The sequence below is a fragment of the Bradyrhizobium sp. BRP19 genome (assembly GCF_020194195.1).
GTDB lineage: Bacteria > Pseudomonadota > Alphaproteobacteria > Rhizobiales > Xanthobacteraceae > Bradyrhizobium > Bradyrhizobium yuanmingense.
In genome coordinates, this window is the sequence record NZ_JADYVZ010000022.1 from 47624 (window position 1) to 69889 (window position 22266).

At 66.2% G+C, this 22266-nt stretch carries 20 protein-coding genes; 12 read left to right on the forward strand and 8 right to left on the reverse strand.

Translation table 11 applies throughout. The features are described from left to right. Nucleotides 1–119: 119 nt before the first annotated feature. Entirely contained in the window at nucleotides 120–962 is an 843-nt protein-coding gene (locus I6F36_RS34525; protein ID WP_036024879.1) for an RMD1 family protein, read from the forward strand. A gap of 88 nt (nucleotides 963–1050) precedes the next feature. Here the strand turns inward: I6F36_RS34525 and I6F36_RS34530 are convergent, their stop codons facing one another. Together I6F36_RS34530 and I6F36_RS34535 are read right to left on the reverse strand one after the other, a co-directional pair. Continuing rightward, the gene (locus I6F36_RS34530; RefSeq protein WP_225172993.1) at nucleotides 1051–2223 is read right to left on the reverse strand and encodes an acetate/propionate family kinase; all 1173 of its coding nucleotides are present in this window, start codon (nucleotides 2221–2223) and stop codon (nucleotides 1051–1053) included. A 2-nt stretch (nucleotides 2224–2225) separates the two neighbouring features. Further along, nucleotides 2226–4640: a phosphoketolase gene (locus I6F36_RS34535; RefSeq protein WP_225172994.1), complete on the reverse strand. Its 2415-nt coding sequence runs from the start codon at nucleotides 4638–4640 to the stop codon at nucleotides 2226–2228. A 210-nt stretch (nucleotides 4641–4850) separates the two neighbouring features. Here I6F36_RS34535 and I6F36_RS34540 point away from each other — a divergent pair, with 210 nt between their 5' ends. From I6F36_RS34540 to I6F36_RS34555, 4 genes are all read left to right on the forward strand, one after another. Further along, complete coding sequence (locus I6F36_RS34540; RefSeq protein WP_225172995.1) at nucleotides 4851–6014, forward strand: PA0069 family radical SAM protein; 1164 nt, start codon at nucleotides 4851–4853, stop codon at nucleotides 6012–6014. Nucleotides 6015–6038: 24 nt separating this feature from the next. Further along, complete coding sequence (locus tag I6F36_RS34545) at nucleotides 6039–6494, forward strand: VOC family protein (protein WP_036024884.1); 456 nt, start codon at nucleotides 6039–6041, stop codon at nucleotides 6492–6494. A gap of 77 nt (nucleotides 6495–6571) precedes the next feature. After that, nucleotides 6572–7429: a ribonuclease HII gene (locus I6F36_RS34550; RefSeq protein WP_109144975.1), complete on the forward strand. Its 858-nt coding sequence runs from the start codon at nucleotides 6572–6574 to the stop codon at nucleotides 7427–7429. Between the two features lie 206 nt (nucleotides 7430–7635). Then, complete coding sequence (locus tag I6F36_RS34555; RefSeq protein ID WP_225172996.1) at nucleotides 7636–9144, forward strand: glycosyltransferase family 39 protein; 1509 nt, start codon at nucleotides 7636–7638, stop codon at nucleotides 9142–9144. 128 nt (nucleotides 9145–9272) lie between these two features. Here the strand turns inward: I6F36_RS34555 and I6F36_RS34560 are convergent, their stop codons facing one another. Beyond that, nucleotides 9273–10082: a uracil-DNA glycosylase family protein gene (locus I6F36_RS34560; protein ID WP_225172997.1), complete on the reverse strand. Its 810-nt coding sequence runs from the start codon at nucleotides 10080–10082 to the stop codon at nucleotides 9273–9275. A 135-nt stretch (nucleotides 10083–10217) separates the two neighbouring features. Between I6F36_RS34560 and I6F36_RS34565 the strand changes: the two genes are divergently transcribed. The 3 genes from I6F36_RS34565 to I6F36_RS34575 all read left to right on the forward strand — a co-directional run bounded on the left by I6F36_RS34565 (nucleotide 10218) and on the right by I6F36_RS34575 (nucleotide 14934). Further along, nucleotides 10218–11879, forward strand: coding sequence for an electron transfer flavoprotein-ubiquinone oxidoreductase (locus I6F36_RS34565; protein WP_109144973.1), 1662 nt, complete (start codon nucleotides 10218–10220; stop codon nucleotides 11877–11879). A 289-nt stretch (nucleotides 11880–12168) separates the two neighbouring features. Beyond that, nucleotides 12169–13965 (forward strand): tetratricopeptide repeat protein, encoded by a 1797-nt coding sequence (locus I6F36_RS34570; protein WP_225172998.1) that lies wholly within the window; start codon nucleotides 12169–12171, stop codon nucleotides 13963–13965. A gap of 84 nt (nucleotides 13966–14049) precedes the next feature. Beyond that, entirely contained in the window at nucleotides 14050–14934 is an 885-nt protein-coding gene (locus I6F36_RS34575) for a 4-(cytidine 5'-diphospho)-2-C-methyl-D-erythritol kinase (RefSeq protein ID WP_225172999.1), read from the forward strand. Here I6F36_RS34575 and I6F36_RS34580 read toward each other — a convergent pair. The 5 genes from I6F36_RS34580 to I6F36_RS34600 form a co-directional block, all read right to left on the reverse strand. Then, entirely contained in the window at nucleotides 14931–15806 is an 876-nt protein-coding gene (locus I6F36_RS34580; RefSeq protein ID WP_225173000.1) for an alpha/beta fold hydrolase, read from the reverse strand. The genes I6F36_RS34575 and I6F36_RS34580 overlap by 4 nt on opposite strands. Further along, nucleotides 15799–16431: a LysE family translocator gene (locus tag I6F36_RS34585; protein ID WP_057026303.1), complete on the reverse strand. Its 633-nt coding sequence runs from the start codon at nucleotides 16429–16431 to the stop codon at nucleotides 15799–15801. The genes I6F36_RS34580 and I6F36_RS34585 overlap by 8 nt, the downstream gene beginning before the upstream one ends. A 44-nt stretch (nucleotides 16432–16475) precedes the next feature. Beyond that, entirely contained in the window at nucleotides 16476–17738 is a 1263-nt protein-coding gene (gene fabF, locus I6F36_RS34590; protein WP_225173001.1) for a beta-ketoacyl-ACP synthase II, read from the reverse strand. Nucleotide 17739: 1 nt separating this feature from the next. Then, nucleotides 17740–18255, reverse strand: coding sequence for a helix-turn-helix domain-containing protein (locus tag I6F36_RS34595; RefSeq protein WP_225173002.1), 516 nt, complete (start codon nucleotides 18253–18255; stop codon nucleotides 17740–17742). Between the two features lie 383 nt (nucleotides 18256–18638). Next, the gene (locus I6F36_RS34600) at nucleotides 18639–19646 is read right to left on the reverse strand and encodes a polyprenyl synthetase family protein (RefSeq protein ID WP_036006386.1); all 1008 of its coding nucleotides are present in this window, start codon (nucleotides 19644–19646) and stop codon (nucleotides 18639–18641) included. A 133-nt stretch (nucleotides 19647–19779) separates the two neighbouring features. Between I6F36_RS34600 and I6F36_RS34605 the strand changes: the two genes are divergently transcribed. The 4 genes from I6F36_RS34605 (at nucleotide 19780) to I6F36_RS34620 (ending at nucleotide 22185) form a co-directional block, all read left to right on the forward strand. After that, nucleotides 19780–20007, forward strand: coding sequence for a DUF2007 domain-containing protein (locus I6F36_RS34605; protein ID WP_008562067.1), 228 nt, complete (start codon nucleotides 19780–19782; stop codon nucleotides 20005–20007). Further along, complete coding sequence (locus tag I6F36_RS34610; protein ID WP_036006371.1) at nucleotides 20000–20764, forward strand: tRNA1(Val) (adenine(37)-N6)-methyltransferase; 765 nt, start codon at nucleotides 20000–20002, stop codon at nucleotides 20762–20764. The genes I6F36_RS34605 and I6F36_RS34610 overlap by 8 nt, the downstream gene beginning before the upstream one ends. A 216-nt stretch (nucleotides 20765–20980) precedes the next feature. Beyond that, nucleotides 20981–21889: a S49 family peptidase gene (locus I6F36_RS34615; RefSeq protein WP_036006373.1), complete on the forward strand. Its 909-nt coding sequence runs from the start codon at nucleotides 20981–20983 to the stop codon at nucleotides 21887–21889. A 104-nt stretch (nucleotides 21890–21993) separates the two neighbouring features. Continuing rightward, nucleotides 21994–22185 (forward strand): hypothetical protein, encoded by a 192-nt coding sequence (locus I6F36_RS34620; RefSeq protein ID WP_057026308.1) that lies wholly within the window; start codon nucleotides 21994–21996, stop codon nucleotides 22183–22185. Nucleotides 22186–22266 lie beyond the last annotated feature (81 nt).

Genomic DNA, 22266 nt, shown 5'->3' on the forward strand with positions numbered 1-22266 from the left:
CGACCAGATGTGCCAGGCGCGGCTGGTAATATTGCCGAATGTTTCGGCACAAGCCGATCCTGACGGTATTAACCCCGAATGCTTCGTGGCGACGTTTCGCTGCCCGGGAGAGACCTTGCATGAACGCCGATCACCTCGCCGTTGGCACCGCGCCAACATCGCCGAAGCAGGAGGCCGCGCCGACCTTGCGGATCCGGGCGCTGATGCTGGGCGACCGCATCAACGCGTCTGGCCTCGAGATCGGCACGCTGGTGTCCTCGACGCCGGCCGCCTTCCGCGTTCATGCCGGCCTTGCCGTGATCTTTCGCTACGGCGTCGTCGTGCTGATCGGGCTGTTGCCGTCGGAGGAGAAGGTCCTCGTCGACAACCTGAGATCGCGCGTGACCGGAGAGTTCAGCCCCTACGAGGAGGAGATCGCGCAGGCGCAGCTCTGCAACGAGGAAGCCGGCGAGACGATCCAGCCGGGCGGGCCGATCTGCCTCGCAAAGTTCTCCGACGACCGGCTGCTGCTGGTTGCGGACGCACTCGCCAAAAGCACGTCGCTGGCGCGCGATGAGCGCCGCGTCGCCGCGGTGTTCGACGTCATCGAGCCGTTTGCACGGGAGCTCGCCGAGCGCGGTCGCACGCCGCAACGGCGCAAGGGCATCCTGCAATTGATCGGCAACGCGCTGCTGGTGCAGCAGCGGGTCGCCGGCCGCGTCGCTGTCGCCGAGAAGCCCGACGTGCTCTGGGAGAAGCCCGAGCTCGACCGGCTCTATTCGCGCCTGGAGGACGAATACGAACTGAAGGAGCGCCTCGACACGCTCGAGCGCAAGCTTGCCGCGGTGTCGGAGACCGCCAACGCGCTGACCGATATCATCGACACCCAGCGCTCGCTCCGCCTGGAGATCGCCGTCGTGGTGCTGATCCTGATCGAGGTCGCGATGGGGACTTTTCAGCTCCTGACCGGCCGCGGTCACTAAGCATGATGAGATCAGGTTTGATTGCTATAACGTGAGTGCACTCCCTCTCCCGCTTGCGGAGAGGGTGTTTTCGCAACGGGATAACGCCCTAGATCAGAGCCGCGCAATGGCGCGCGATCATCATCTCTTCGTTGGTGGGGATGACGAAGACCTCGACCATGCTGTCGTTGCCGTTGATGCGCTCGCGCGCGGCATCGTTGCTTGCGGCGTCGATGCGCACGCCCATCCAGGCGAGACGCTCGCCGATCGCGCCGCGGATCTCCTTGGCGTGCTCGCCGATGCCACCGGTGAAGATCAGGCAGTCCAGGCCGCCGAGCGTGGTCGCCATCATCGCGACCTGCTGCGCCGCACGGAACGTGAAGAGGTCGACGGCCTCACGCGCCGCAGCCTCGCGGCTCGCCAGCAGCGTGCGCATGTCGGCGGATATCCCTGAGACGCCGAACAGGCCTGACTCGTGATAGAGCAGGTGCTGGACATTCTCGACCGACATGTTCTCGTGCTGTTGCAGATAGAGCAGCACGCCCGGATCGATCGCACCGCAGCGCGTGCCCATCACGAGGCCGTCGAGCGGCGTCAGCCCCATCGTGGTGTCGATGCTGTGGCCATCGCGCAGGGCGCAGAGGCTGGCGCCATTGCCGAGATGCGCGATGACAGTGCGCTTGGCCACGAGCTCCGGCGCGATCTCGGCCAGGCGTCCCGCGACATATTCGAACGAGAGGCCGTGAAAGCCGTAGCGCCTGATCCCACGCGCCTCGAATCGCCGGGGAATGGCGAAGCGGCTCGCCGGCGGCGCGAGGCCGTGATGGAAGGCGGTGTCGAAACACGCGATCTGCGTCAGCCCGGGCCGGATCGCCGCCAGTGTGCGCACCGGCGCGAGGCAGCGCGGCTGGTGCAGCGGCGCCAGCGGCATCAAGGCCTCCAGTTTCGCAATGATGTCGTCTGTCAGGACCTCCGGGCCTGAATAATCCGGCCCGCCGTGGACGATGCGATGGCCGATGGCCCGCAGGCTGCGTCCACCGAACCGGTCCTCGATGAAGGTGAGCACGTCCGCGAACAGATGGCCGCGGGCTCCGTCAGGCGCCTGATTGCTTGTCTCGAACAGGTCTTCGCCCGTGGGGCCCTTCACCACCAGCCGGGGTTTGGCCTCGTGCTCGTCGAGCAGGCCCTTGCAGAGCAGGGCAGGCTCGGCCGCCGCGACATCGAACAGGCCGAACTTGATGCTCGACGATCCCGCGTTGAGGACGAGGACCGTGTCCGACATCGCTAATCGCCGGCCTCGGCCGGCGTGTTGCCGCCGGCGCTGTTCTGCCAGACCCAGTCACGTATTTCAGGCATGTCTTCACCGTGCTCGCGGACATAACGGGAGTGTTCGATCAGCCTGTCGCGGAATTGCTGCTTCACCTGAGCGGCCTTGGTCGCCAGTCCCGGCACCCGTTCGATCGCCTCGATCGCGAGGTGGTAGCGGTCGAGTTCGTTGAGCACGACCATGTCGAAGGGCGTCGTCGTGGTGCCCTCCTCGGCAAAGCCGCGCACATGCATGCCGGCATGGTTGGTGCGATTATAGGTCAGCCGGTGAATGAGATAGGGATAGCCGTGATAGGCAAAGATCACAGGCTTGTCGCGCGTGAACAGGCTGTCGAAGTCGCGGTCGGACAGGCCGTGCGGATGCTGCTCCCTCGGCTGCAGCGTCATGAGGTCGACGACGTTGACGACGCGGATCTTCAAGTCCGGCAGCGCCTTGCGTAGGAGGTCGACGGCAGCGAGCGTCTCCAGCGTCGGCACGTCGCCGGCGCAGGCCATGACGACGTCGGGCTCGCCCTTTCCGTCCTCCGTGCCCGCCCAGGTCCAGATGCCGATGCCGGCATCGCAATGCGTCGCCGCGTCCTGCATCGACAGCCATTGCGGCGCCGGCTGCTTGCCGGCGACGATTACGTTGATGCGGTTATAGGTCCGCAGGCAGTGGTCGGCGATCCACAGCAGCGTATTGGTGTCCGGCGGGAAGTAGATGCGGACGATGTCGGCCTTCTTGTTGGCGACGAGATCGACGAAACCGGGGTCCTGATGGCTGAAGCCGTTATGGTCCTGGCGCCAGACATGCGAGGTCAGCAGATAATTGAGCGAGGCGATCGGACGCCGCCACGGCAGCTCCCGCGTCACCTTCAGCCATTTGGCGTGTTGGTTGAACATGGAATCCACGATGTGGATGAAGGCCTCGTAGCAGGAGAAGAAGCCGTGCCGTCCGGTGAGCAGATAGCCCTCCAGCCAGCCCTGGCAGAGATGCTCGCTCAGCACCTCCATGACGCGGCCGTCCTGGGCGAGGTGCACGTCGTAAGGCTCGGTGGGCTCCATCCAGACGCGTTCGGTGGCTTCGAACACGGCGTCGAGCCGGTTCGATGCCGTCTCGTCCGGGCCCATGATGCGGAAGTTGCGCTCCTTCGCGTTGAGGCGGATGACATCACGCAGGAATTTGCCGAGCTCGCGCGTCGCTTCCGCAACGACTTCGCCGGGCTGCGTCACCTCGATCGCGAAGCTGCGGAAGTCGGGCAGCTTCAGCTCCTTCTTCAGCACGCCGCCATTGGCATGCGGATTGGCGCCCATGCGCCTGACGCCTTCGGGCGCAAGCGCCTGAAGCTCGGCAACGAGCGCGCCGTTGCCATCGAACAGCTTTTCCGGCTCGTAACTGCGCATCCAGTCTTCGAGCACCTTGAGATGCTCCGGGTTCTCGCGGCAGCCTGCGACTGGCACCTGATGCGCGCGCCAGAAGCCCTCCACCTTCTTGCCGTCGACCTCCTTCGGGCCGGTCCAGCCCTTCGGGCTGCGCAGCACGATCATCGGCCAGCGCGGCCGCTCGACGCTTGTGCGGCCGTCGCGGGCATGCTGCTGGATCGAGCGGATGCTGGCGAATGCGACGTCCAGCGCATCGGCCATGGCCTGGTGCATCAATTTGGGATCGTCGCCCGTGACGAACAGCGGCTCGTGGCCGAACCCGCGCAAGAGGTCGCGGATCTCCGCGTCCTGCATCCGCCCAAGCACGGTGGGGCCCGCGATCTTGTAGCCGTTGAGATGCAGGATCGGCAGCACCGCCCCGTCATGGGCAGGGTTCAGGAACTTGTTGGAGTGCCAGGACGCAGCGAGCGGGCCGGTCTCGGCCTCGCCGTCGCCGACCACGCAGGCGACAATCAAATCCGGGTTGTCGAATGCGGCGCCATAGGCGTGCACCAGCGCATAGCCAAGCTCGCCGCCTTCGTGAATCGAGCCGGGCGTTTCCGGTGCCGCATGGCTCGGAATGCCGCCGGGGAAGGAGAACTGCCTGAACAGCTTGCGCAATCCATCCGCATCGCGCGCGATCTCGGGATAGATCTCGCTGTAGCTGCCTTCGAGATAAGTGTTGGCGACCATGCCCGGACCGCCATGGCCGGGACCGCAGACAAAGATCACGCTGACATCGAGCGCGCGGATGACGCGGTTGAGATGGGCATAGATGAAGTTCAGCCCCGGCGTCGTGCCCCAATGTCCGAGCAGACGCGGCTTGATGTGCTCGGGCCGCAGCGGCTCGCGCAGCAGCGGATTGTCGAGCAGGTAGATTTGCCCGACCGAGAGGTAGTTGGCGGCGCGCCAATAGCGATCGAGCAGATCGAGGTCGCTGCTCGCTTCGGCCGTTTTTTGTTGGATTGTCATGTTCCTGCCGACCTTCACTTCGCGATCGTCACCAACCCGGTTCCGGGGCGATCGATCCGTCGGGCATGAAACGGGATGGTCGTGACGGCCGTGTTGCGTGAGGTCAAAGGCAGGCGCGCGAAGTTTGGGCAGCTCTACTGTGCATGGGGTTGTTTTCACGTTTTTGGTTTGTGTTCTTGATTTGTTCCTATGTCGTGCTATCTTGGCTGCATGAGTCGAGCATCCTCTCATGGTCTCAAGCACCCGCCGGTCACGGCGCCCTCCGAGCCGGCGGGTGCGCCTTCAGATTTCCCCGAGCTTGGCGTCGCCATCGACCGCGCCCGACGGCGAGGGCGGGGCGCGCAGTCCAACGCCAGCGGCCGTTACGAGGCCGAGGCGCGCGTCGCTTTCGACGACGGCTGGCAGAGCCTCGACGAGCTGCCGCCGTTCAAGACGAGTGTCGCCATCGACACCTCACGCAAGGTGATCACCCGCAACGATTCCCCCGACATCGGTTTCGACCGCTCGATCAATCCCTATCGCGGCTGCGAGCACGGCTGCGTCTATTGCTTCGCGCGGCCGACCCACGCCTATCTCGGCCTGTCGCCGGGGCTCGACTTCGAGTCAAAACTGTTCGTGAAGCCCGAGGCGCCTTCGCTGCTCGAGAAGGAGCTTGCGGCTCCCGGCTACGAGCCGCGGATGATCGCGATCGGCACCAACACCGATCCCTACCAGCCGATCGAGCGCGAGCGCAAAATCATGCGCGGCATTCTGGAAGTGCTGGAGCGCGCAGGGCATCCCGTCGGCATCGTCACCAAGTCGGCGCTGGTGCTGCGCGACATCGACATTCTCCAGCGGATGGCCAAGCGCAACCTCGCCAAGGTCGCGATCTCGGTCACCTCGCTCGATCCGAAGCTGGCGCGCACGATGGAGCCGCGGGCCTCGACGCCGCCGAAACGGCTGGAGGCGCTGAAGCAGCTCTCGGACGCCGGCATTCCCACTACGGTGATGGTCGCGCCCGTGATCCCTGCGCTGAACGATTCCGAGATCGAGCGCATCCTCGACGCCGCCGCCCATGCCGGCGTCAAGGAAGCTGCCTATGTGCTGCTGCGGCTGCCGCTGGAGGTGCGCGATCTCTTCCGCGAATGGCTGATGGCGAACTATCCGGACCGCTATCGTCACGTCTTCACCCTGATCCGAGACATGCGCGGCGGGCGCGACTATGACGCCAAATGGGGCGAGCGGATGAAGGGCACCGGACCGATGGCCTGGACCATCGGCCGCCGCTTCGAGATCGCCTGCGAGCGACTCGGCCTCAACAAGCGGCGCTCCAAGCTGACCATTGATCACTTTGCGCGGCCGAAGCGGAACGGTGACCAGCTCAGCCTGTTTTGAGCGGACACGTGCAAGAGGTGTCGCATGCTCAAGGAACTCACCGTGCCGGTGCCGCGGCTGACCGTCATCACGCTCGGTGTGAACGACATCCGCGCCAGCATCGCCTTCTACGACGCGCTCGGTTTCTCGCGCCGGCTGAAGGAGACCGGCGAGGCGGTTGCGTTCTACGACACCGGCGGTCCGGTGCTCGCGCTTTATCACTGGGATCGGCTCGCCGCAGACGCGTCCTTGGAGGACCAGCCGAGGCCCACGACCTTTCGCGGCATGACGCTTGCCTGGAATTGCGTGACCCGCGAGGAGGTCGACGAGGTGCTGGCCTTCGCCGTCGAGAAGGGGGCCACCTTGCTGAAGGCGGCGCACGCGACCGATTACGGCGGCTATTGCGGCTATTTTGCCGATCCCGATGCACATGTCTGGGAAGTCGTGGTCGCACCCGGCATCGAGGTGGGCGAGGACCGGCGGGTGCATCTGGCGGAGTAGGGCGGGCGGCCTGAATAACGGGAATATCGTGGGTTCCCGGTTGCGCTGGCGAAGCCCCCTGGCGCACGATCCCGGCCATGATTCGGGACCCCTCCGCCAAGACCCCAGCCAAAGCCGCGCCGAAGAAAAAGGCCGCGCCGAAGGCTGTGCCCGCCAAGGCGGCAAAGATATCTGCGGCCGATGCTGCGAAGGTCCCTGCCGGTAGGAAAGGCATCATTGCCGTTGCTGCCCCCAGCTTCCGCCGCGAGCGCGTGCTGATCAAGCGCGGCGTCTGGCCGGTCGCGGGCTGCGACGAGGCTGGCCGCGGCCCGCTCGCAGGCCCCGTGGTGGCCGCCGCGGTGATTCTCGATCCCGACCGGATTCCCCGCGGCATCGACGATTCCAAGCGCCTGACCGCCGAGGAGCGCGAAAAGCTGTTCGACAAGATCTGCGCCACCGCGCAGGTCTCGGTCGCCGTCGCCTCGCCGGCGCGAATCGACCGCGACAACATCCTGCGCGCCTCGCTGTGGGCGCTGAAGCGCGCCGTGGTGGCCCTGCCCGAGGCGCCCAGGCACGTCTTCGTCGACGGCCGCGACCGGCTCGACACCGCATGCGACTGCGAGGCCGTGATCGGCGGCGACGGTATCGTGCTCTCGATCGCCGCGGCCTCCATCGTCGCCAAGGTCACCCGGGATCGGTTGATGTGCGCACTGGCGCAGGACTGCCCGGGCTACGGCTTCGAGCAGCACAAGGGCTATGCCGTCCCCGAGCATCTCGACGCGCTTGATCGCCTCGGCCCCTCCATACACCACCGCAGCTTCTTCGCCCCCGTCGCCGCCGCCCGCGCCAAACACATGCCCTGGACCGTCGAGCCGGTGCAGGACCTGTTCTCGGTGACTGAGGTCGAGGTGCAGGTCGAGGCGAGCGTCGAGATCGACGCTTCCGTAAATCTCTAGCGATCCTCCTACAGCTTTCCCATCCGTCATGGCCGGGCTTGACCCGGCCACCCACGTCTTACCAGCGGCACGAAGAACGTGGATGCCCGGGACAAGCCCGGGCATGACGAACTGCGGCGGTTGCCACAACCCGTGGCGCCCTTTATCAAAACAGACGTGAGCGAATAGGGCCGGCTGGACGGGTTGGCTGCACCTTCGGACGTTGCATGCGGTTTACCTCCCTGGTCATCGAGCTCATTCGCGCCCGGCCGCGGCTGATCGTTTGGATTGCGGTGCTGCTGCAGGCCGCGATGTGGCTGTTCGTGGCGCTGGTGTTCTACCGCAGCCCGCCCGGCACTCTCGCGACCCTTCTGGCCTTCGGCAGGGAATACCAGGTCGGCACCGATCTCGGCCCGCCGCTTGCCATCTGGCTCGCCGACATCGCCTATCGCGCCGCCGGCGGCCACATGCTCGGCGTCTATGTGCTCGCCCAGCTCTGCGAGATCGCAACCTTCATCGCGCTCTATCATCTCTCCCGTGCCGTGGTCGGCTCGCAGCAGGCGGTGCTTGCCGTGCTCCTCACCATGACGGTGCTGGCCTTCTCCTCGTCCGCGCTGGACTTCGGTCCGCTGATCCTGGCACGGCCGCTCTGGGCGCTCTTGCTGCTGCACTCCTGGCAGATCATCGGCCAGCGCCGCGGTAATGCCTGGTTCGCCTGGTCGATCGAAGCCGGCCTCCTGCTGCTGACGACGCCCGCCGCGGTCTTCCTGCTGCTGCTGATCGTCGTCTTCGCGGTTACGACCGCCGGCGGCCGCCGGACGCTGCGCGGGCTCGATCCGCTGTTCGCGCTGATCGTCGTCGCCGTGCTGGCGCTGCCCTATGCGGTCTTTCTGATGCGGGCCGAGACGCTGGCACTGCCGGACTTGCCGCCAGTCGCCGAGCTCAACGCCCGCGCGCTGCATGCGGCCTGGCTGCTCGGTGGCCTCGTGCTGGGGGCGGCTGCGATCCCGGCGCTGACCTTTCTCAACACCGGAATGTTCGCCGGCAAGGGCGAGGAGCCACCGATCATCTACCGCCCGCCGGTCGAGCCGCTCGCGCGCAACTTCGTCTATTTCTTCGCGTTCGCTCTGCCGCTCGGCGCAGTGCTGATCTCCGGCCTGCTGGGGCTCGATTCCGTCGTCGGCGGCCCCGGCGTCGTGTTGATCATGTCGGGGCTTGCCGTGGTCGTCGCGGCCGGCGATCTCATCGCGATGCGCCGCGCGCGCATGCTCCGCATGGTCTGGGCCGCCGCCGTTGCCGCGCCCGCCGCCGGCGTGGTGCTTGCCGTCCTGTTCCTGCCCTGGACGGGCACTAGCGAAATTGCGACCTCGATGCCGGCGCGCGCGATCTCGGACTTCTTCGACGAGAGCTTCGCCCGCCGCACCAACCATCGCCTGCGCGCCGTCGCCGGCGAGACCCAGCTCGCCAGCCTGATCGCGCTGCATTCCGGCCGGCCGCATTTGTTCATCGACGCCGCCCCCGCGCGGACGCCGTGGATGAGCCAGACCAAGTTCAGCGAGACCGGCGGCGTCGTGGTCTGGCGCGCCTCCGATACCGCGGGCACGCCGCCGCCGGAGATCCTCAAGCGCTTTCCCGGCATCGTGCCGGAAGTCCCGCGCGCCTTCGAATGGCTGGTGACCGGCCGCCAGCAGCTGTTGCGCATCGGCTGGGCCATCGTGCGGCCGAAGGGGACGTGAGCTGCGGGCGTGCTCTCCCCGGCGTCATTGCGAGGAGCCCTTGCGACGAAGCAATCCAGAGTCCCTCTCCGGAAAGATTCTGGATTGCTTCGCTGCGCTCGCAATGACGGGGAGGGGGCGGCCGCCCCTCACGCCCCCGTCAGCGCCTTCGCGATCGCCCGCAGATCCTGCCAGGCCAGCCGCTTGTAGGCCGGCGAGCGCAAGAGGTAGGCCGGGTGAAACGTCGGCAGCGCGCGGATCACCCGCTGGCCGGTGTCGTAGTCGAACCAGCGCCCGCGCGTGCGCATGATGCCTTCGCGCGTCGACAGCAGCGTCTGTGTCGAAGGATTGCCGAGCGTCACCAGCACGTCGGGGTTCACCAGCTCGATCTGGCGCTGGATGAAGGGCAGGCAGATTTGCGTCTCCTGCGGCGTCGGCGTGCGGTTGCCGGGCGGCCGCCAGGGAATGACGTTGGCGATGTAGGCGGTGGTGCGGTTGAGGCCGATGGCTCCGATCATCAGATCGAGCAGCTTGCCGCTGCGCCCGACGAAAGGCAGTCCCTCGATGTCCTCGTCGCGGCCCGGCGCCTCGCCGACGAACATGATGCGCGCCTGCGGGTTGCCGTCGGCGAATACGAGTCGCGTCGCGGTGTGCTTCAACGCGCAGCCCTCGAAATTTTGCATCAGCTCGCGCAGCGCCTCCAGGGTCGGCGCGGTGCGTGCGGCTTCGCGTGCCGAGGCGATGGCGACGTCCGGTGCAGGCGCGGCTTCGCCGCGCATGACCGCGGGCGCGGCGACCGGCCGCGGCGCTTCGGCTGGCGGGGCCGCGCGCGGGCTGGGTGGCGGCGCATCGATTTCCGCCAGGCGGTCTATCGGTTCCTCCGCGAGCGTGCAGTCGACACCGGCCTCCAGATAGAAGGCGAGCAGCTCTCGGACGGTGGGTGCGGGTTCGGGGATCATGGCAAAGTCTGACCTTTATATCACCTTGGGCGGCCTTGCATCCCGGCGGAACGCGATTCCGAGGTTGTCCTACCCGGAAAAATCGGAAACAAGAGGGCGCAAACGACCAAGGACCGTCTCAAGGGCTGAGATCAGATGAGCACCGAAGAACTTCCCCCGCGCGAATCCATGGAATTCGACGTCGTCATCGTCGGCGCCGGCCCGTCGGGTCTGTCGGCCGCGATCCGGCTCAAGCAGCTCAACGCCGAGCTCAACGTCGTCGTGGTGGAGAAGGGCTCCGAGGTTGGTGCGCACATCCTCTCGGGCGCCGTGATCGATCCCGCGGGCCTCGACAAGCTGATCCCGGACTGGCGCGAGGATGCCGACTGCCCGCTGAAGACGCAGGTCAAGGACGACCGCTTCTACTGGATGACCGGCGGCGGCGCGATCAAGCTGCCGAATTTCATGATGCCGCCGCTGATGAACAATCATCACTGCTACATCGGCTCGCTCGGCAATGTCTGCCGCTGGCTGGCGCGCAAGGCCGAGGCGCTTGGCGTCGAGATCTATCCGGGCTTTGCGGCGGCCGAGGTGCTCTATGACGAGGAGGGCAAGGTCAAGGGCATCGCCACCGGCGACATGGGCATCGGCCGCGACGGCAAGCCGAAGGATTCCTTCACCCGCGGCATGGAATTGCTCGGCAAGTACACGCTGTTCGCCGAAGGCGCCCGCGGCAGCCTGACCAAGCAGCTCATCAACAAGTTCGCGCTCGACGCCAAGAGCGAGCCGCCGAAGTTCGGCATCGGCCTCAAGGAGGTCTGGCAGATCGATCCCGCCAAGCACCAGAAGGGCTTGATCCAGCATTCATTCGGCTGGCCGCTTGACCTCAAGACCGGTGGCGGCTCGTTCCTTTATCACTACGACGACAATCTCGTCGCCGTCGGCTTCGTCGTGCATCTGAACTACGACGATCCCTATCTGTCCCCATTCGACGAATTCCAGCGCTTCAAGACCCATCCCTCGATCCGCGGCACCTTCGAAGGCGCCAAGCGGCTCGCCTACGGCGCGCGCGCGATCACCGAGGGCGGCTATCAGTCGGTGCCGAAGCTGAGCTTCCCCGGCGGCGCGCTGATCGGCTGCGCGGCCGGCTTCGTCAACGTGCCGCGCATCAAGGGCGTGCACAATGCGATGGGCACCGGCATGCTGGCTGCCGAACATGTTGCGGCCGCGCTCGCCGCCGACCGCGCCAATGACGAGCTCGTCGAATACGAGAACGCCTGGCGTTCCTCATCGGTCGGCAAGGACCTGTTCCTGGTCCGCAACGTCAAGCCATTGTGGTCGAAGTTCGGCACCGTGCTCGGCGTCGCGCTGGGCGGCTTCGACATGTGGTGCAATACGCTGTTCGGCGCCTCACTGTTTGGCACGCAGTCGCACGTCAAGCCCGACCGCGCCACGCTCGATTCGGCCAAGAGCCACGCGCCCAGGAACTACCCGAAGCCCGACGGCAAGATCACGTTCGACAAGCTGTCCTCGGTGTTTTTGTCCAACACCAATCACGAGGAGGACCAGCCGATCCATCTGAAGGTCACGGACATGAACCTCCAGAAGACGTCCGAGCACGACGTCTATGCCGGCCCCTCGAACCGCTATTGCCCGGCTGGCGTCTATGAATGGATCGAGGAGGGCTCCGGCCCGCGCTTCCAGATCAACGCCCAGAACTGCGTTCACTGCAAGACCTGTGACGTGAAGGATCCCAACGGCAACATCACCTGGGTTCCCCCGGAGGGCGGCGGCGGCCCGAACTACGAGGCGATGTGAGGAGATCGCACGGGTGACCAGGCGCACGTTCCCGTGAGGACGGGGCTGCGGCGACCCGCCGCGGCCACGATAAGGCCATAGTGGCGGCGTCTTGGGGCGCTGGCGCGGTTTCAATGGGCCGGTTTGGGCGTGCGGAGGGGATCTTCCCGGGTCCGAATCCTTGCGGCGAAGCGCCAAAAGCGGCATTGTCGGCCTGACGGTTCCGGGCCCGGATGTCACCGGCCGCGTTCGCTTGCGATACGGTCTTCTGCTGCAAACCCAGGCACCACCCAACTCAAGGCGAGCCCTGATGTTTTCAAATCGTTTCAACCGCTGGACTGCTGCCGCCATCGCCCTCATGGGCACCGCGATCGCGACGGTCCCCGGCGCGGTCCTGGCGCAGACGCCGGATCATCCGGAAAACACGGCGGCGCAATTTCCGACGCGAAACGATCTGAAGTCGCTCACCGGCGCCGGCAGCTATCTCGCCGCCCGCCATGCTAGCGTTGAGCGCGACGCGACCTCGGCCGCCGCATTCTACCGTTCGGCGCTCCGCACCGATCCCAAGAACAACGAGCTGCTCGACCGTGCCTTCATCTCGTCGGTCGCCGACGGCGACATCGAGGAGGCGGTCAAGCTCGCCGAGCGCATCCTCACCATCGACAAGACCAACCGCGTCGCCCGTCTCGTCGTCGGCGTGCACGATCTCAAGCTGAAGAAGTACGTCGCGGCGCAGACCAACATCAACCAGTCGATCCGTGGTCCGATCACCGATCTCGTCGCCACGCTGCTGTCGGGCTGGGCCGCCTATGGTGCGGGCGATGCCAAGGGTGGTGTCGCCACCATCGACAAGCTGACAGGTCCGGAATGGTATCCGCTGTTCAAGGATCTCCACACCGGCATGATCCTGGAGCTCTCCGGCAAGGAGAAGGACGCCGGCACGCGCTTCGAGCGCGCCTACAAGCTCGACGATTCCATGCTGCGCGTGACCGAGGCCTATGCGCGCTGGCTGTCGCGCAACAAGGATTCCGCCGCGGCTACCAACATCTATCAGGCCTTCGACAAGAAGCTCGCGCGCCATCCGCTGATCCAGGAAGGCCTGCGCGAGACCAAGGCCGGCAAGAAGATGCCGCCGCTGGTCGATTCCGCGCAGGCCGGCGCCGCCGAAGCGCTCTACGGCATCGGCGCGACGCTGACCCGCCGCGGTGGCGAGGATCTGGCGCTGGTCTATCTCCAGCTCTCGCTCTACCTGCAGCCGACGCATCCGCTGGCACTGCTGTCGCTCGCCGATCTCTACGAATCAGTCAAGCGGCCGAAGATGGCGATCAAGGTCTACGAGCGCGTGCCCGCCAACTCGCCGCTCAAGCGCAACGCGCAAATTCAGCTCGCCATCGATCTCGATTCCGCCGACCGCACCGACGAGGCGGTCAAGATCCTCAAGGGCGTCACCTCGGAGGATCCCAAGGACCTCGAAGCCATCATGGCGCTCGGCAACATCGAGCGCGGCCGCAAGCGGTTCGGCGATTGCGGCGCGACCTATTCACGAGGCATCGAGGTGCTGCCGCCCGGCAACGACAAGGCCAACAGCGTCTGGTACTATTATCGCGGCATCTGCCAGGAGCGCTCCAAGCAATGGGCCAAGGCCGAGGCCGACATGAAGAAGGCGCTGGAGCTGCAGCCCGATCAGCCGCACGTCCTCAACTATCTCGGCTATTCCTGGATCGACCAGGGCGTGAATCTCGACGAAGGCATGAAGATGATCAAGCGGGCCGTCGAGCAGCGTCCCGACGACGGCTACATCGTCGATTCCCTCGGCTGGGCCTATTACCGCATCGGCAATTTCGAGGAGGCAGTGAAGAACCTCGAACGCGCGATCGATCTCAAGCCCGAGGATCCGACCATCAACGACCACCTCGGCGACGCCTATTGGCGCGTCGGCCGCACGCTGGAGGCAAAATTCCAGTGGTCGCATGCGCGCGATCTCAAGCCCGAGCCGGAAGAGCTGCCGAAGATCGAGGCCAAGATCGCCAACGGCCTTCCCGACGACAATTCGAACTCTTCTGCGGCGCAGGCCGAAAAGAAGAAGGACGACGGCAAGGGCGGCTAAGCTAGGCGCATGATCCGGAAAAGTGTGGAGCGGTTTTCCGATCAGATCATGCGCAAACAAGTGAGTCTTGGGGGCTGATCGCCAATGTCGGCGTTGATTGAAGAGGGACGGGCGAAGGTCAATTTGAGCCTTCGCGTCGTCGGCCGTCGTGCCGATGGTTATCATGATCTCGAAAGCGTGGTCGCGTTTGCCGACTGCGCCGACCGGCTCACCTTGGAGCCGGGCGGGGAGCTGAAGCTCACCACGACTGGGCCGCTGGCTGCCGCCTGCGGCGACACAGCCGACAATCTCGTGCTCAAGGCCGCCAAGCTCCTTGCCGAGGCGATCCCTGGCCTGCAGCTTGGCGCCTTCGCGCTCGACAAGGTGCTCCCCGTTGCAGCCGGGATCGGCGGCGGCTCGGCGGATGCCGCGGCCGCGCTGCGGGTCCTGGCGCGTCTCAACGATTTGTCGCTCGATGATCCCCGCATTCAGAAGGTCGCGGTCGCGACCGGCGCCGACGTGCCGGTGTGCCTCCTCTCGCGCGCCTGCGACATGACCGGCGTCGGCGAGCAGCTGCTGCCGCTCGCGCTGCCGAGCATGCCTTGCGTCATGGTCAATCCGCGCGTGCCTGTTGCCACCAAGGACGTGTTCCAGGCGCTGGGCTTGCGCAACGGCGAGCTCCTGGTCGGCGTCACCGACGTCATCCGCGCTCCGGCCTGGCCGGAGGAGGGTGCCTCGATTTCCGATTGGGTCGAGGTTCTCGAGACCGTCGCCAACGATCTCGAAGCGCCCGCGCTGCGGATCGAGCCTGTGATCGGCGAGGTGCTGGACGCCTTGCGCGATTCCGCCGGCGTCAAGCTCGCCCGCATGTCCGGCTCGGGCGCGACGTGCTTTGCGATCTACGGCGCATCTGAGGAGGCACATGCCGCGGCCGAAACGATCCGGCGCGATCACCCCGGCTGGTGGGTGCATGCGGGCACGTTGAGCTAGCCTTCGTCCTCGTTGAGCTCGAGAAACCGCCGGATCTCACCCAACACCTCCTGCGGCTTGTCGTGCTGCAGCCAGTGTCCCGCCCCGGCAATAGTCTTAACGCGCGCGTTCTGGAAGTATCGCTCCAGGCCGGCGGAGCGAGCGCCCGCTAGAAAGCTTTCGCCGGCATTGAGCAGCAGCGTCGGGCACGTGATCCGCGACCACAGCTCGATGTGATCGTCGGGCCAGAGCCGATGTGGCGCGGAGGCGCGCTGATAGGGATCGAATTTCCAGCTGTAGCTGCCGTCCTCGTTCTGCCGCGCGCCATGCCTGGCGAGATGCAGCGCGAGGTCCCGTGACAGGCGCTTGTTGTGAAGCACCATCTGCGCGGCCGCGTCCTCGAGGCTCGGATAGCGGCGCGGGGTGCGGTCGTGGAGCTTGTCGAGCTGGCCGACCCATCTGCCGATGCGCTCATGCGCCGGCGGCTTCGGTGTGTCCGGCAACATGGTCACGCCGTCGAGGACGACGAGCCTCGTGACCTGTTCGGGGAATGCGCCCGAAAAGATCAGGCTCACCATGCCGCCCATCGAATGGCCGATCAGGGTGACCTGAGACGTGGCTAAGGTGCGAACCAGCTGCACGAGATCGTACACGTATTCTGTCAGCGCGTAGCTGCCGCCTCTCGTCCAGTCGGAATCGCCGTGACCACGCAGGTCGGGCGCGACGACGCGAAAATGCGGTTGCAGCGAGCGCGCGATGTGATCCCAGCTGCGGCAATGATCGCGGCCGCCGTGCACCAGGATGGCGACCGGTGCACCCTCGTTGCCCCAGTCGGCGTAGTGCAGCCGCAGGCCGTGCGATTCATAGAAGCGGCTTTGCGGGGCGCTAGCCATTGGCCGGCCGCCGCGCCAGGGCGAGCGAGAGGCCGAGGCCCGCGATGAAGACGCCGGAGCCCTGCGTGAGGCGACGCATCAGAAGCGGCCGTCCGGTCAGCTGCGCGCGCGTCGCGGAGGCCATCAGCACCACCACGACATCGGCGAGCGTGTTCAGGGCCACGGAGATCGCACCCAGCAGGATGAATTGCAGCGTCGGGTTCGAGTCCGACGGATCGAGAAACTGTGGAATGAAGGCGAGGAAGAATGCCGCGGTCTTCGGATTGAGCGCTTCGACCAGCACGCCGTCGCGAAACGCGCGCTTGTCGCCGATCGGCTCGCTCCCGAGCGACAGGTTGTTGCCGGCGCTGCGAAACGTCTTGATGCCGAGCCAGACCAGATAGAGCGCGCCAACGAATTTCACGGCGGCAAACAGCTCCGCGCTGGCCAGGATGATGGCGGAGATGCCGAGGCTGCCCGCGACCACATGTACCAGTCCGCCCAGCGCCGTGCCCGCGGTCGAGGCGAAGCCGCTGCCACGCCCCTCCGACAAGGTTCGCGCCGCGACGTAAAAAATGCCAGGGCCGGGAACGGCGGCAATGAGGAGAGCTGCGGCCAGGAACAGCCAGAAATTCGTTTCGATCATGCCGTTTTCGTAGCGGAGCGGGCGGCGATTGCAAGACCTCTTGCTTAGCCCAGCCGGCGCAAGATCACGCTGGCATTGACCCCGCCGAAGCCGAACCCGTTGGAGATGGCATGCTGCATCGGCATCGGCCGCGCGCTGCCTGCGACAATATCGATGCCTTCGGCGCCCGCATCGGGGTTTTCGAGATTGAGCGTGGGCGGCGCGATCTGGTCGCGCAACGCGAGCACGGTGAAAACCGCTTCCAGCCCGCCGGCGGCGCCGAGCAGGTGACCCGTGGCCGATTTGGTCGCGCTCACGGCAATGCCGCGGTTGCGGCCGAACAGCGCGCCGATGGCGCCTAGCTCGCTTTCGTCGCCGGCCGGTGTCGAGGTCGCGTGCGCGTTCAGGTGCTGCACATCCGCGGGCGCAAGCTTGGCCTGCCGAAGCGCGATCTCCATGGCGCGGCGGGCACCATCGCCATCCGGCGGCCCCGAGGTCATGTGATAGGCGTCCGCGGTCGTGCCGTAGCCGACGATCTCGGCGATCGGCGTCGCGCCGCGCGCCTGCGCATGCTCCAGCGCCTCGATCACCAGGATGCCGGCGCCTTCGCCCATCACGAAACCGTCGCGATTGCGATCGAACGGACGCGAGGCGCGCGCGGGCTCGTCGTTGAAGCCGCTCGACAGCGCGCGAGCGGCCGCAAAGCCGCCGAAGCTGACGATATCGATGCAGGCCTCCGCGCCGCCGCAGATCGCAACGTCTGCTTCGCCTGATCGGATCATGCGCGCGGCATCGCCGATCGCCTGCACGCCGGCGGCGCAGGCCGTGACGGGCGTGCCCAGCGCGCCCTTGTAGCCGTATTTGATCGAGACGTGGCCGGCGGCGAGATTGGCGAGGAACGAGGGGATCGTGAACGGCGACAGCCGGCGCGCGCCGCGTTGCGCGGTGATGCGCACCGCCTCCGCCATGGCGGGAAAGCCGCCGACGCCAGAGGCGATGATCGTCGCGGTGCGCTCGAGCGCGCCAGCATCCTGCGGTGTCCATTTGGCTTGCGCGACGGCTTCTGCCGTCGCGAGCAGCGCGAACAGGATGAAGCGGTCCATCTTGCGCTGATCCTTGGGCGCGGCAGCCTGCGCCGGGTCAAAGCCGCCTTCGGCATCATCGGCCTTGTCGGGCACGAGACCTGCGATGCGCGCCGGCAGCGCCTCTGCCCATTCCGGCAACGGGCGCAGCCCGCTCTGCCCGGCGAGCAGCCGCCGCCACGTCAGTTCCACGCCGCAGCCAAGCGGCGACACCGCGCCCATTCCCGTCACGACGATACGACGCATGTCAGTCTCCAGCCGGCGCGACGGCCGGGTTCATGGCCTTGAGCGAAGCAAGCCGTGCGCGCATGCCGCGGCTGGCGCGGGGACCTGCGACGACGACCGCATTGGCGAGCGTGATCGGGCGCTTATCGGCGGCGTCGACCACAATCGGCTCGAGCGGGCGGACCTCGCTCCGGCTCGCCAGCAGGATGGATTCGCCTTTCGGCGCCAGATGCTTGTTGCCCCAGGCGAGCAGCGTAGCGATCACGGGGAAGAAATCCCGCGCCTTATCCGTCAGCACATATTCGTAGCGCGGCGGGCGCTCCTGATAGCGGCGACGCACGAACATGCCGCTTTCGGTGAGATGCGAGAGCCGCCGCGACAGGATGTTCGGCGCAATGCCGAGGCTTTGCGAGAACTCGTCGAACTTCGTCGCACCCTGAAATGCATCGCGCAGAATCAGGATGCTCCACCATTCGCCGACCGTCTCCACCGCGCGGCCGACCGGGCATTCCAGGATCGAAGGGGATTTGGGCTGCATGGCGGGCAAGGTAGGTCAGTAACTTGCAAAATGCAAGTGACCGCGCGGGGAGCCATGTGGAGCGAGTGAGGCTGGATTCTGCTGGTGAGATGAAGCGCGCTCTCGTGCCCCGGACGCAGCGCAGCGCCTCTTAGCGGTGCGCTGCAGAGCCGGGGCCCATATTGATCATGATTGCGGATGTCGCATGGGTCCCGGCTCTGCGCAGCAGCGTTTCACGCTGCAGCGCGTCCGGGACACGAGAGCGAGCGGTGCCGTCGCGGCGTACTCCGTCATTGCGAGCGCAGCGAGGCAATCCAGACTGTTTCCGCGGCGGGATTCTGGATTGCTTCGCTACGCTCGCAATGACGGGTGCGGGGAGCGCGCAAAGCGTGAGCGTCAGTCGCCTAATGCGATCTTGCCAAGCAGAACGCCACGACCTGCTCCAGCGCGCTCTTCATCGGCGAGGGCGGGAACAGCGCCAGCGCATCCACGGCCATAGCGCCGTAGTGCTGGGCGCGGATCAGCGTGTCCTCGAGCGCGCGGTGCTTGTTCATCAGGCCGATGGCGTGATCGAGATCGGAATCGCCGATCTCGCCGCGCTCGAGCGCCCGGATCCAGAAGGCGCGCTCGGTGTCATTGCCGCGGCGGAAGGCGAGCACGACGGGCAGCGTGATCTTGCCTTCGCGGAAATCGTCGCCGGTGTTCTTGCCGAGCTTGGCGCTCTTGCCGCCGTAGTCGAGCACGTCGTCGACGAGCTGGAAGGCGATGCCGAGATTCATGCCGACCGAGCGGCAGGCAGTCTGCTCCGCCTTCGGGCGGTTCGCGATCACGGGGCCGACCTCGCAGGCGGCGGCGAACAATTCGGCGGTCTTGCCGCGGATCACGGCGAGATATTCGTCCTCGGTGGTCGCGGTGTTCTTGGCGGCGGCGAGCTGCATCACCTCGCCCTCGGCGATGGTGGCGGCCGCCGCGGAGAGGATGTCGAGCGCGCGCAGCGAGCCGACCTCGACCATCATGCGGAAAGCCTGGCCGAGCAGGAAGTCGCCGACCAGCACGCTTGCCTCGTTGCCCCAGAGCATGCGCGCCGACAGCTTGCCGCGGCGCATCTCGCTCTCGTCGACCACGTCGTCGTGGAGCAGGGTGGCCGTGTGCATGAACTCGACGCTGGCAGCTAACTTGATGTGGCCGTCACCGGTGTAGCCGGCGAGATTGGCCATGGCGAGCGTCAGCATCGGGCGCAGGCGCTTGCCGCCCGAGGAGATCAAGTGGTTGGCCACTTCAGGGATCATGGTCACGTCGGAGCCGGTCCGCGACAGGATCGTGGCATTGACGCGCTCCATGTCGGGAGCGACAAGGGCAACCAGCTCTTCGATCGACGCGCCGGGGGTTTCGAAAGGTACGATGACGGCCACGCCGGTCTCCAATATTTGCCCCGGAAGGGCTATTCTGATGGAAATACAATAGAAACTGGCGGCGGATGCGGCAAGGGCCGCGGAACCATTGACATTTGCCGCGTTAGCCACTTTCAGGCAGGAGACCTCCGTTTTGCGTGAACTGGTTCGGACGAACGATATGGTGCTGGTGTCGGCGATTGGCGCGCTGCTCGACGGCGCCAACATCCATCATCTGGTGCTGGACCAGAACATGAGCATCATCGAGGGATCTCTCGGCATTCTGCCGCGGCGGATCCTGGTTCATGAGGACGACGCCGAGGAAGCCAGGGCGCTCCTCACCGAGGCAGGCCTCAGCCACGAACTGCGCGGCGATGATTGAGGCCGCGGATATTACCGAGGACGCGTTTCTCGGCGGGCAGTTGCGCTTGATGCAGAAGCGGTCAGGCCACCGCGCCGGGCACGACGCCATCCTGCTGGCAGCAGCGACCGACGCTAAGGCGGGTGACCGCGTGGTCGAGCTTGGCGCCGGCGTCGGCACGGCGGGCCTTGCGCTGGCGCGGCGCGTCGCGGGGATCAGGCTCAGCCTGGTCGAGATCGATCCGGAACTGGCGCAGCTCGCGCGGGCCAACGCCGCCGCGAACGCGATTCCTGCCGAGGTCATCGTGCTCGACGTCACCGCCGACGCGCAGGCGTTTGCAGCGAACGGACTTCTGCCCGACGGTTCCGACGCCGTATTGATGAACCCGCCCTTCAACGACCCCGCACGCCATCGCGGCTCGCCGGATCAGGCGCGCCACACCGCGCATGTGGCGAGGGAGGAGACGCTGCATGCGTGGGTGCATGCAGCCCGGCGCATTCTCCGATCGAGCGGCGTGCTGACCCTGATCTGGCGCGCGGACGGAATTGGCGACGTCGTGGCAGCGCTGTCACGCGGCTTCGGCAGCCTCGCGATCCTGCCGGTTCATGGCGAAGCGGGAAAGCCTGCCATCCGGGTGCTGGTGCGCGCAGTCAAAGGCGGCCGGGCACCGACGCAATTGCTGCCGGGCCTCATGCTCAACGAGGAGTCAAACGTGCCGAAGAAAGAGGTGAAGGATATTCTGGAGGGGAGGGCGGCGTTGCCGCTGGCGAGGCCGTGACGGCTTATTGCGGAAGCGATTCCGTCTGTTGCTCTTGCGGCGACGTAAAGTGAAGCGCCGTGAAAAGCGCACCGATCAGCAGCAACAGCAGATAGATCTTCATGGCGTTTCCTTCCGCTGCCTATTGCAGCTTCCCAACGCGGATTCTGCAAAACACGTTCCTGGCACTTTCAATGACACTCGCGTGATAAGAAATGGTTAATCAGAGGTAAGGCCATGGCCGAACAATTGAACGATCGTGAGAGTTCCGGCCTGGCCGACAAGCTCATGCAATATCTGCCGGCGCGCTTTCGTCCCGGCACGGCGGTCGTGCCGGTGGTGCGGCTGTCCGGTGTGATCGGTGCGGTGACGCCGCTGCGTCCGGGCCTGACGCTTGCCGGCGTCGCGCGGGTGCTCGAGCGCGCGTTTTCCTATCGGCACGCCAAGGCAGTGGCGCTGGTGATCAACTCGCCCGGCGGCTCGCCGGTGCAGTCGCGCCAGATCTACTTGCGCATCAAGCAGCTCGCCGCGGAGAAGAAGCTGCCGGTGCTCGTGTTCGTCGAGGACGTTGCGGCCTCCGGTGGTTACATGATCGCCTGCGCGGGCAACGAGATCATCTGCGATCCCTCCTCGATCCTCGGCTCGATCGGCGTGGTCGGCGGCAGTTTCGGTTTTCAGGAGGCGATCAGGCGGCTCGGCATCGAGCGGCGCCTCTACACCTCGGGCGAGCACAAGGCGATGCTCGATCCGTTCCTTCCGGAAAACCCGGATGATGTCATGAGGCTGAAGGCGATCCAGCGCGAGATCCACCAGATCTTCATCGCGCTGGTCAAGGAAAGCCGCGGCGCCCGGCTGAAGGGAGCCGACGATACGCTGTTCACGGGCGAATACTGGGCGGGGGACAGCGCGATCGCGCTGGGGCTCGCCGACAGCATCGGCGATCTCCGCTCAACTCTTCGTGCCCGCTATGGTGAGAAGGTTCTCACCCCCGTGATCGCGCAGCCGACCGGTCTGCTCTCCGGCCTTTTGGGCCGGAAATCGCCCGGCGCGGGGCAGCTTTCGGCCCTGGAATCAATGGCCGGGCTGCCGGACGAGCTGATCTCGGCGGTCGAGACGCGGGCGATTTGGGCGAAATTCGGGTTCTAGGTCTCGCGCTCCCGCGCCATTTCGCCCGGGCGGCGCCGATTGCGGCGCAGGTCCATCTGCGCAAGAATGCTTGTGGGGGCTGAGCATGAGACGAGGATCGACCGATGCCGCCGTTCGTCGCTTTCGCGGGCGTCCTGGGCGGGCTTGCCGTGGTCCGCTGGGCCTACAAGACCGCCATCCGGATCAACCAGGAGCTTGAGGAGATGCGCCTGTCGCGCGTCGCCGAGGCCGCCCGTATGGGGGATATCCAGACGCTGAAGCGCGACCCCGTGACCGGAGCTTACCGGCCGGGTTAGGGCACACCTCCACGCGTTCGTCATTCCGGGGCTCGCGAAGCGAGAACCCGGAATCCATCGAACCACGGAGTGAGCGGCGCA

What these genes read in the sequence shown, in the direction of transcription:
- I6F36_RS34565 (WP_109144973.1), top strand. Translation starts at nt 10,218, where the DNA reads ATGAGCACCGAAGAACTTCCCCCGCGCGAATCCATGGAATTCGACGTC.
- I6F36_RS34585 (WP_057026303.1), bottom strand. Translation starts at nt 16,431, where the DNA reads ATGATCGAAACGAATTTCTGGCTGTTCCTGGCCGCAGCTCTCCTCATT.
- I6F36_RS34570 (WP_225172998.1), top strand. Translation starts at nt 12,169, where the DNA reads ATGTTTTCAAATCGTTTCAACCGCTGGACTGCTGCCGCCATCGCCCTC.
- I6F36_RS34615 (WP_036006373.1), top strand. Translation starts at nt 20,981, where the DNA reads ATGGCCGAACAATTGAACGATCGTGAGAGTTCCGGCCTGGCCGACAAG.
- I6F36_RS34560 (WP_225172997.1), bottom strand. Translation starts at nt 10,082, where the DNA reads ATGATCCCCGAACCCGCACCCACCGTCCGAGAGCTGCTCGCCTTCTAT.
- I6F36_RS34525 (WP_036024879.1), top strand. Translation starts at nt 120, where the DNA reads ATGAACGCCGATCACCTCGCCGTTGGCACCGCGCCAACATCGCCGAAG.
- I6F36_RS34555 (WP_225172996.1), top strand. Translation starts at nt 7,636, where the DNA reads ATGCGGTTTACCTCCCTGGTCATCGAGCTCATTCGCGCCCGGCCGCGG.
- I6F36_RS34580 (WP_225173000.1), bottom strand. Translation starts at nt 15,806, where the DNA reads ATGGCTAGCGCCCCGCAAAGCCGCTTCTATGAATCGCACGGCCTGCGG.
- I6F36_RS34545 (WP_036024884.1), top strand. Translation starts at nt 6,039, where the DNA reads ATGCTCAAGGAACTCACCGTGCCGGTGCCGCGGCTGACCGTCATCACG.
- I6F36_RS34610 (WP_036006371.1), top strand. Translation starts at nt 20,000, where the DNA reads ATGATTGAGGCCGCGGATATTACCGAGGACGCGTTTCTCGGCGGGCAG.
- I6F36_RS34550 (WP_109144975.1), top strand. Translation starts at nt 6,572, where the DNA reads ATGATTCGGGACCCCTCCGCCAAGACCCCAGCCAAAGCCGCGCCGAAG.
- fabF (WP_225173001.1), bottom strand. Translation starts at nt 17,738, where the DNA reads ATGCGTCGTATCGTCGTGACGGGAATGGGCGCGGTGTCGCCGCTTGGC.
- I6F36_RS34620 (WP_057026308.1), top strand. Translation starts at nt 21,994, where the DNA reads ATGCCGCCGTTCGTCGCTTTCGCGGGCGTCCTGGGCGGGCTTGCCGTG.
- I6F36_RS34575 (WP_225172999.1), top strand. Translation starts at nt 14,050, where the DNA reads ATGTCGGCGTTGATTGAAGAGGGACGGGCGAAGGTCAATTTGAGCCTT.
- I6F36_RS34595 (WP_225173002.1), bottom strand. Translation starts at nt 18,255, where the DNA reads ATGCAGCCCAAATCCCCTTCGATCCTGGAATGCCCGGTCGGCCGCGCG.
- I6F36_RS34530 (WP_225172993.1), bottom strand. Translation starts at nt 2,223, where the DNA reads ATGTCGGACACGGTCCTCGTCCTCAACGCGGGATCGTCGAGCATCAAG.
- I6F36_RS34535 (WP_225172994.1), bottom strand. Translation starts at nt 4,640, where the DNA reads ATGACAATCCAACAAAAAACGGCCGAAGCGAGCAGCGACCTCGATCTG.
- I6F36_RS34540 (WP_225172995.1), top strand. Translation starts at nt 4,851, where the DNA reads ATGAGTCGAGCATCCTCTCATGGTCTCAAGCACCCGCCGGTCACGGCG.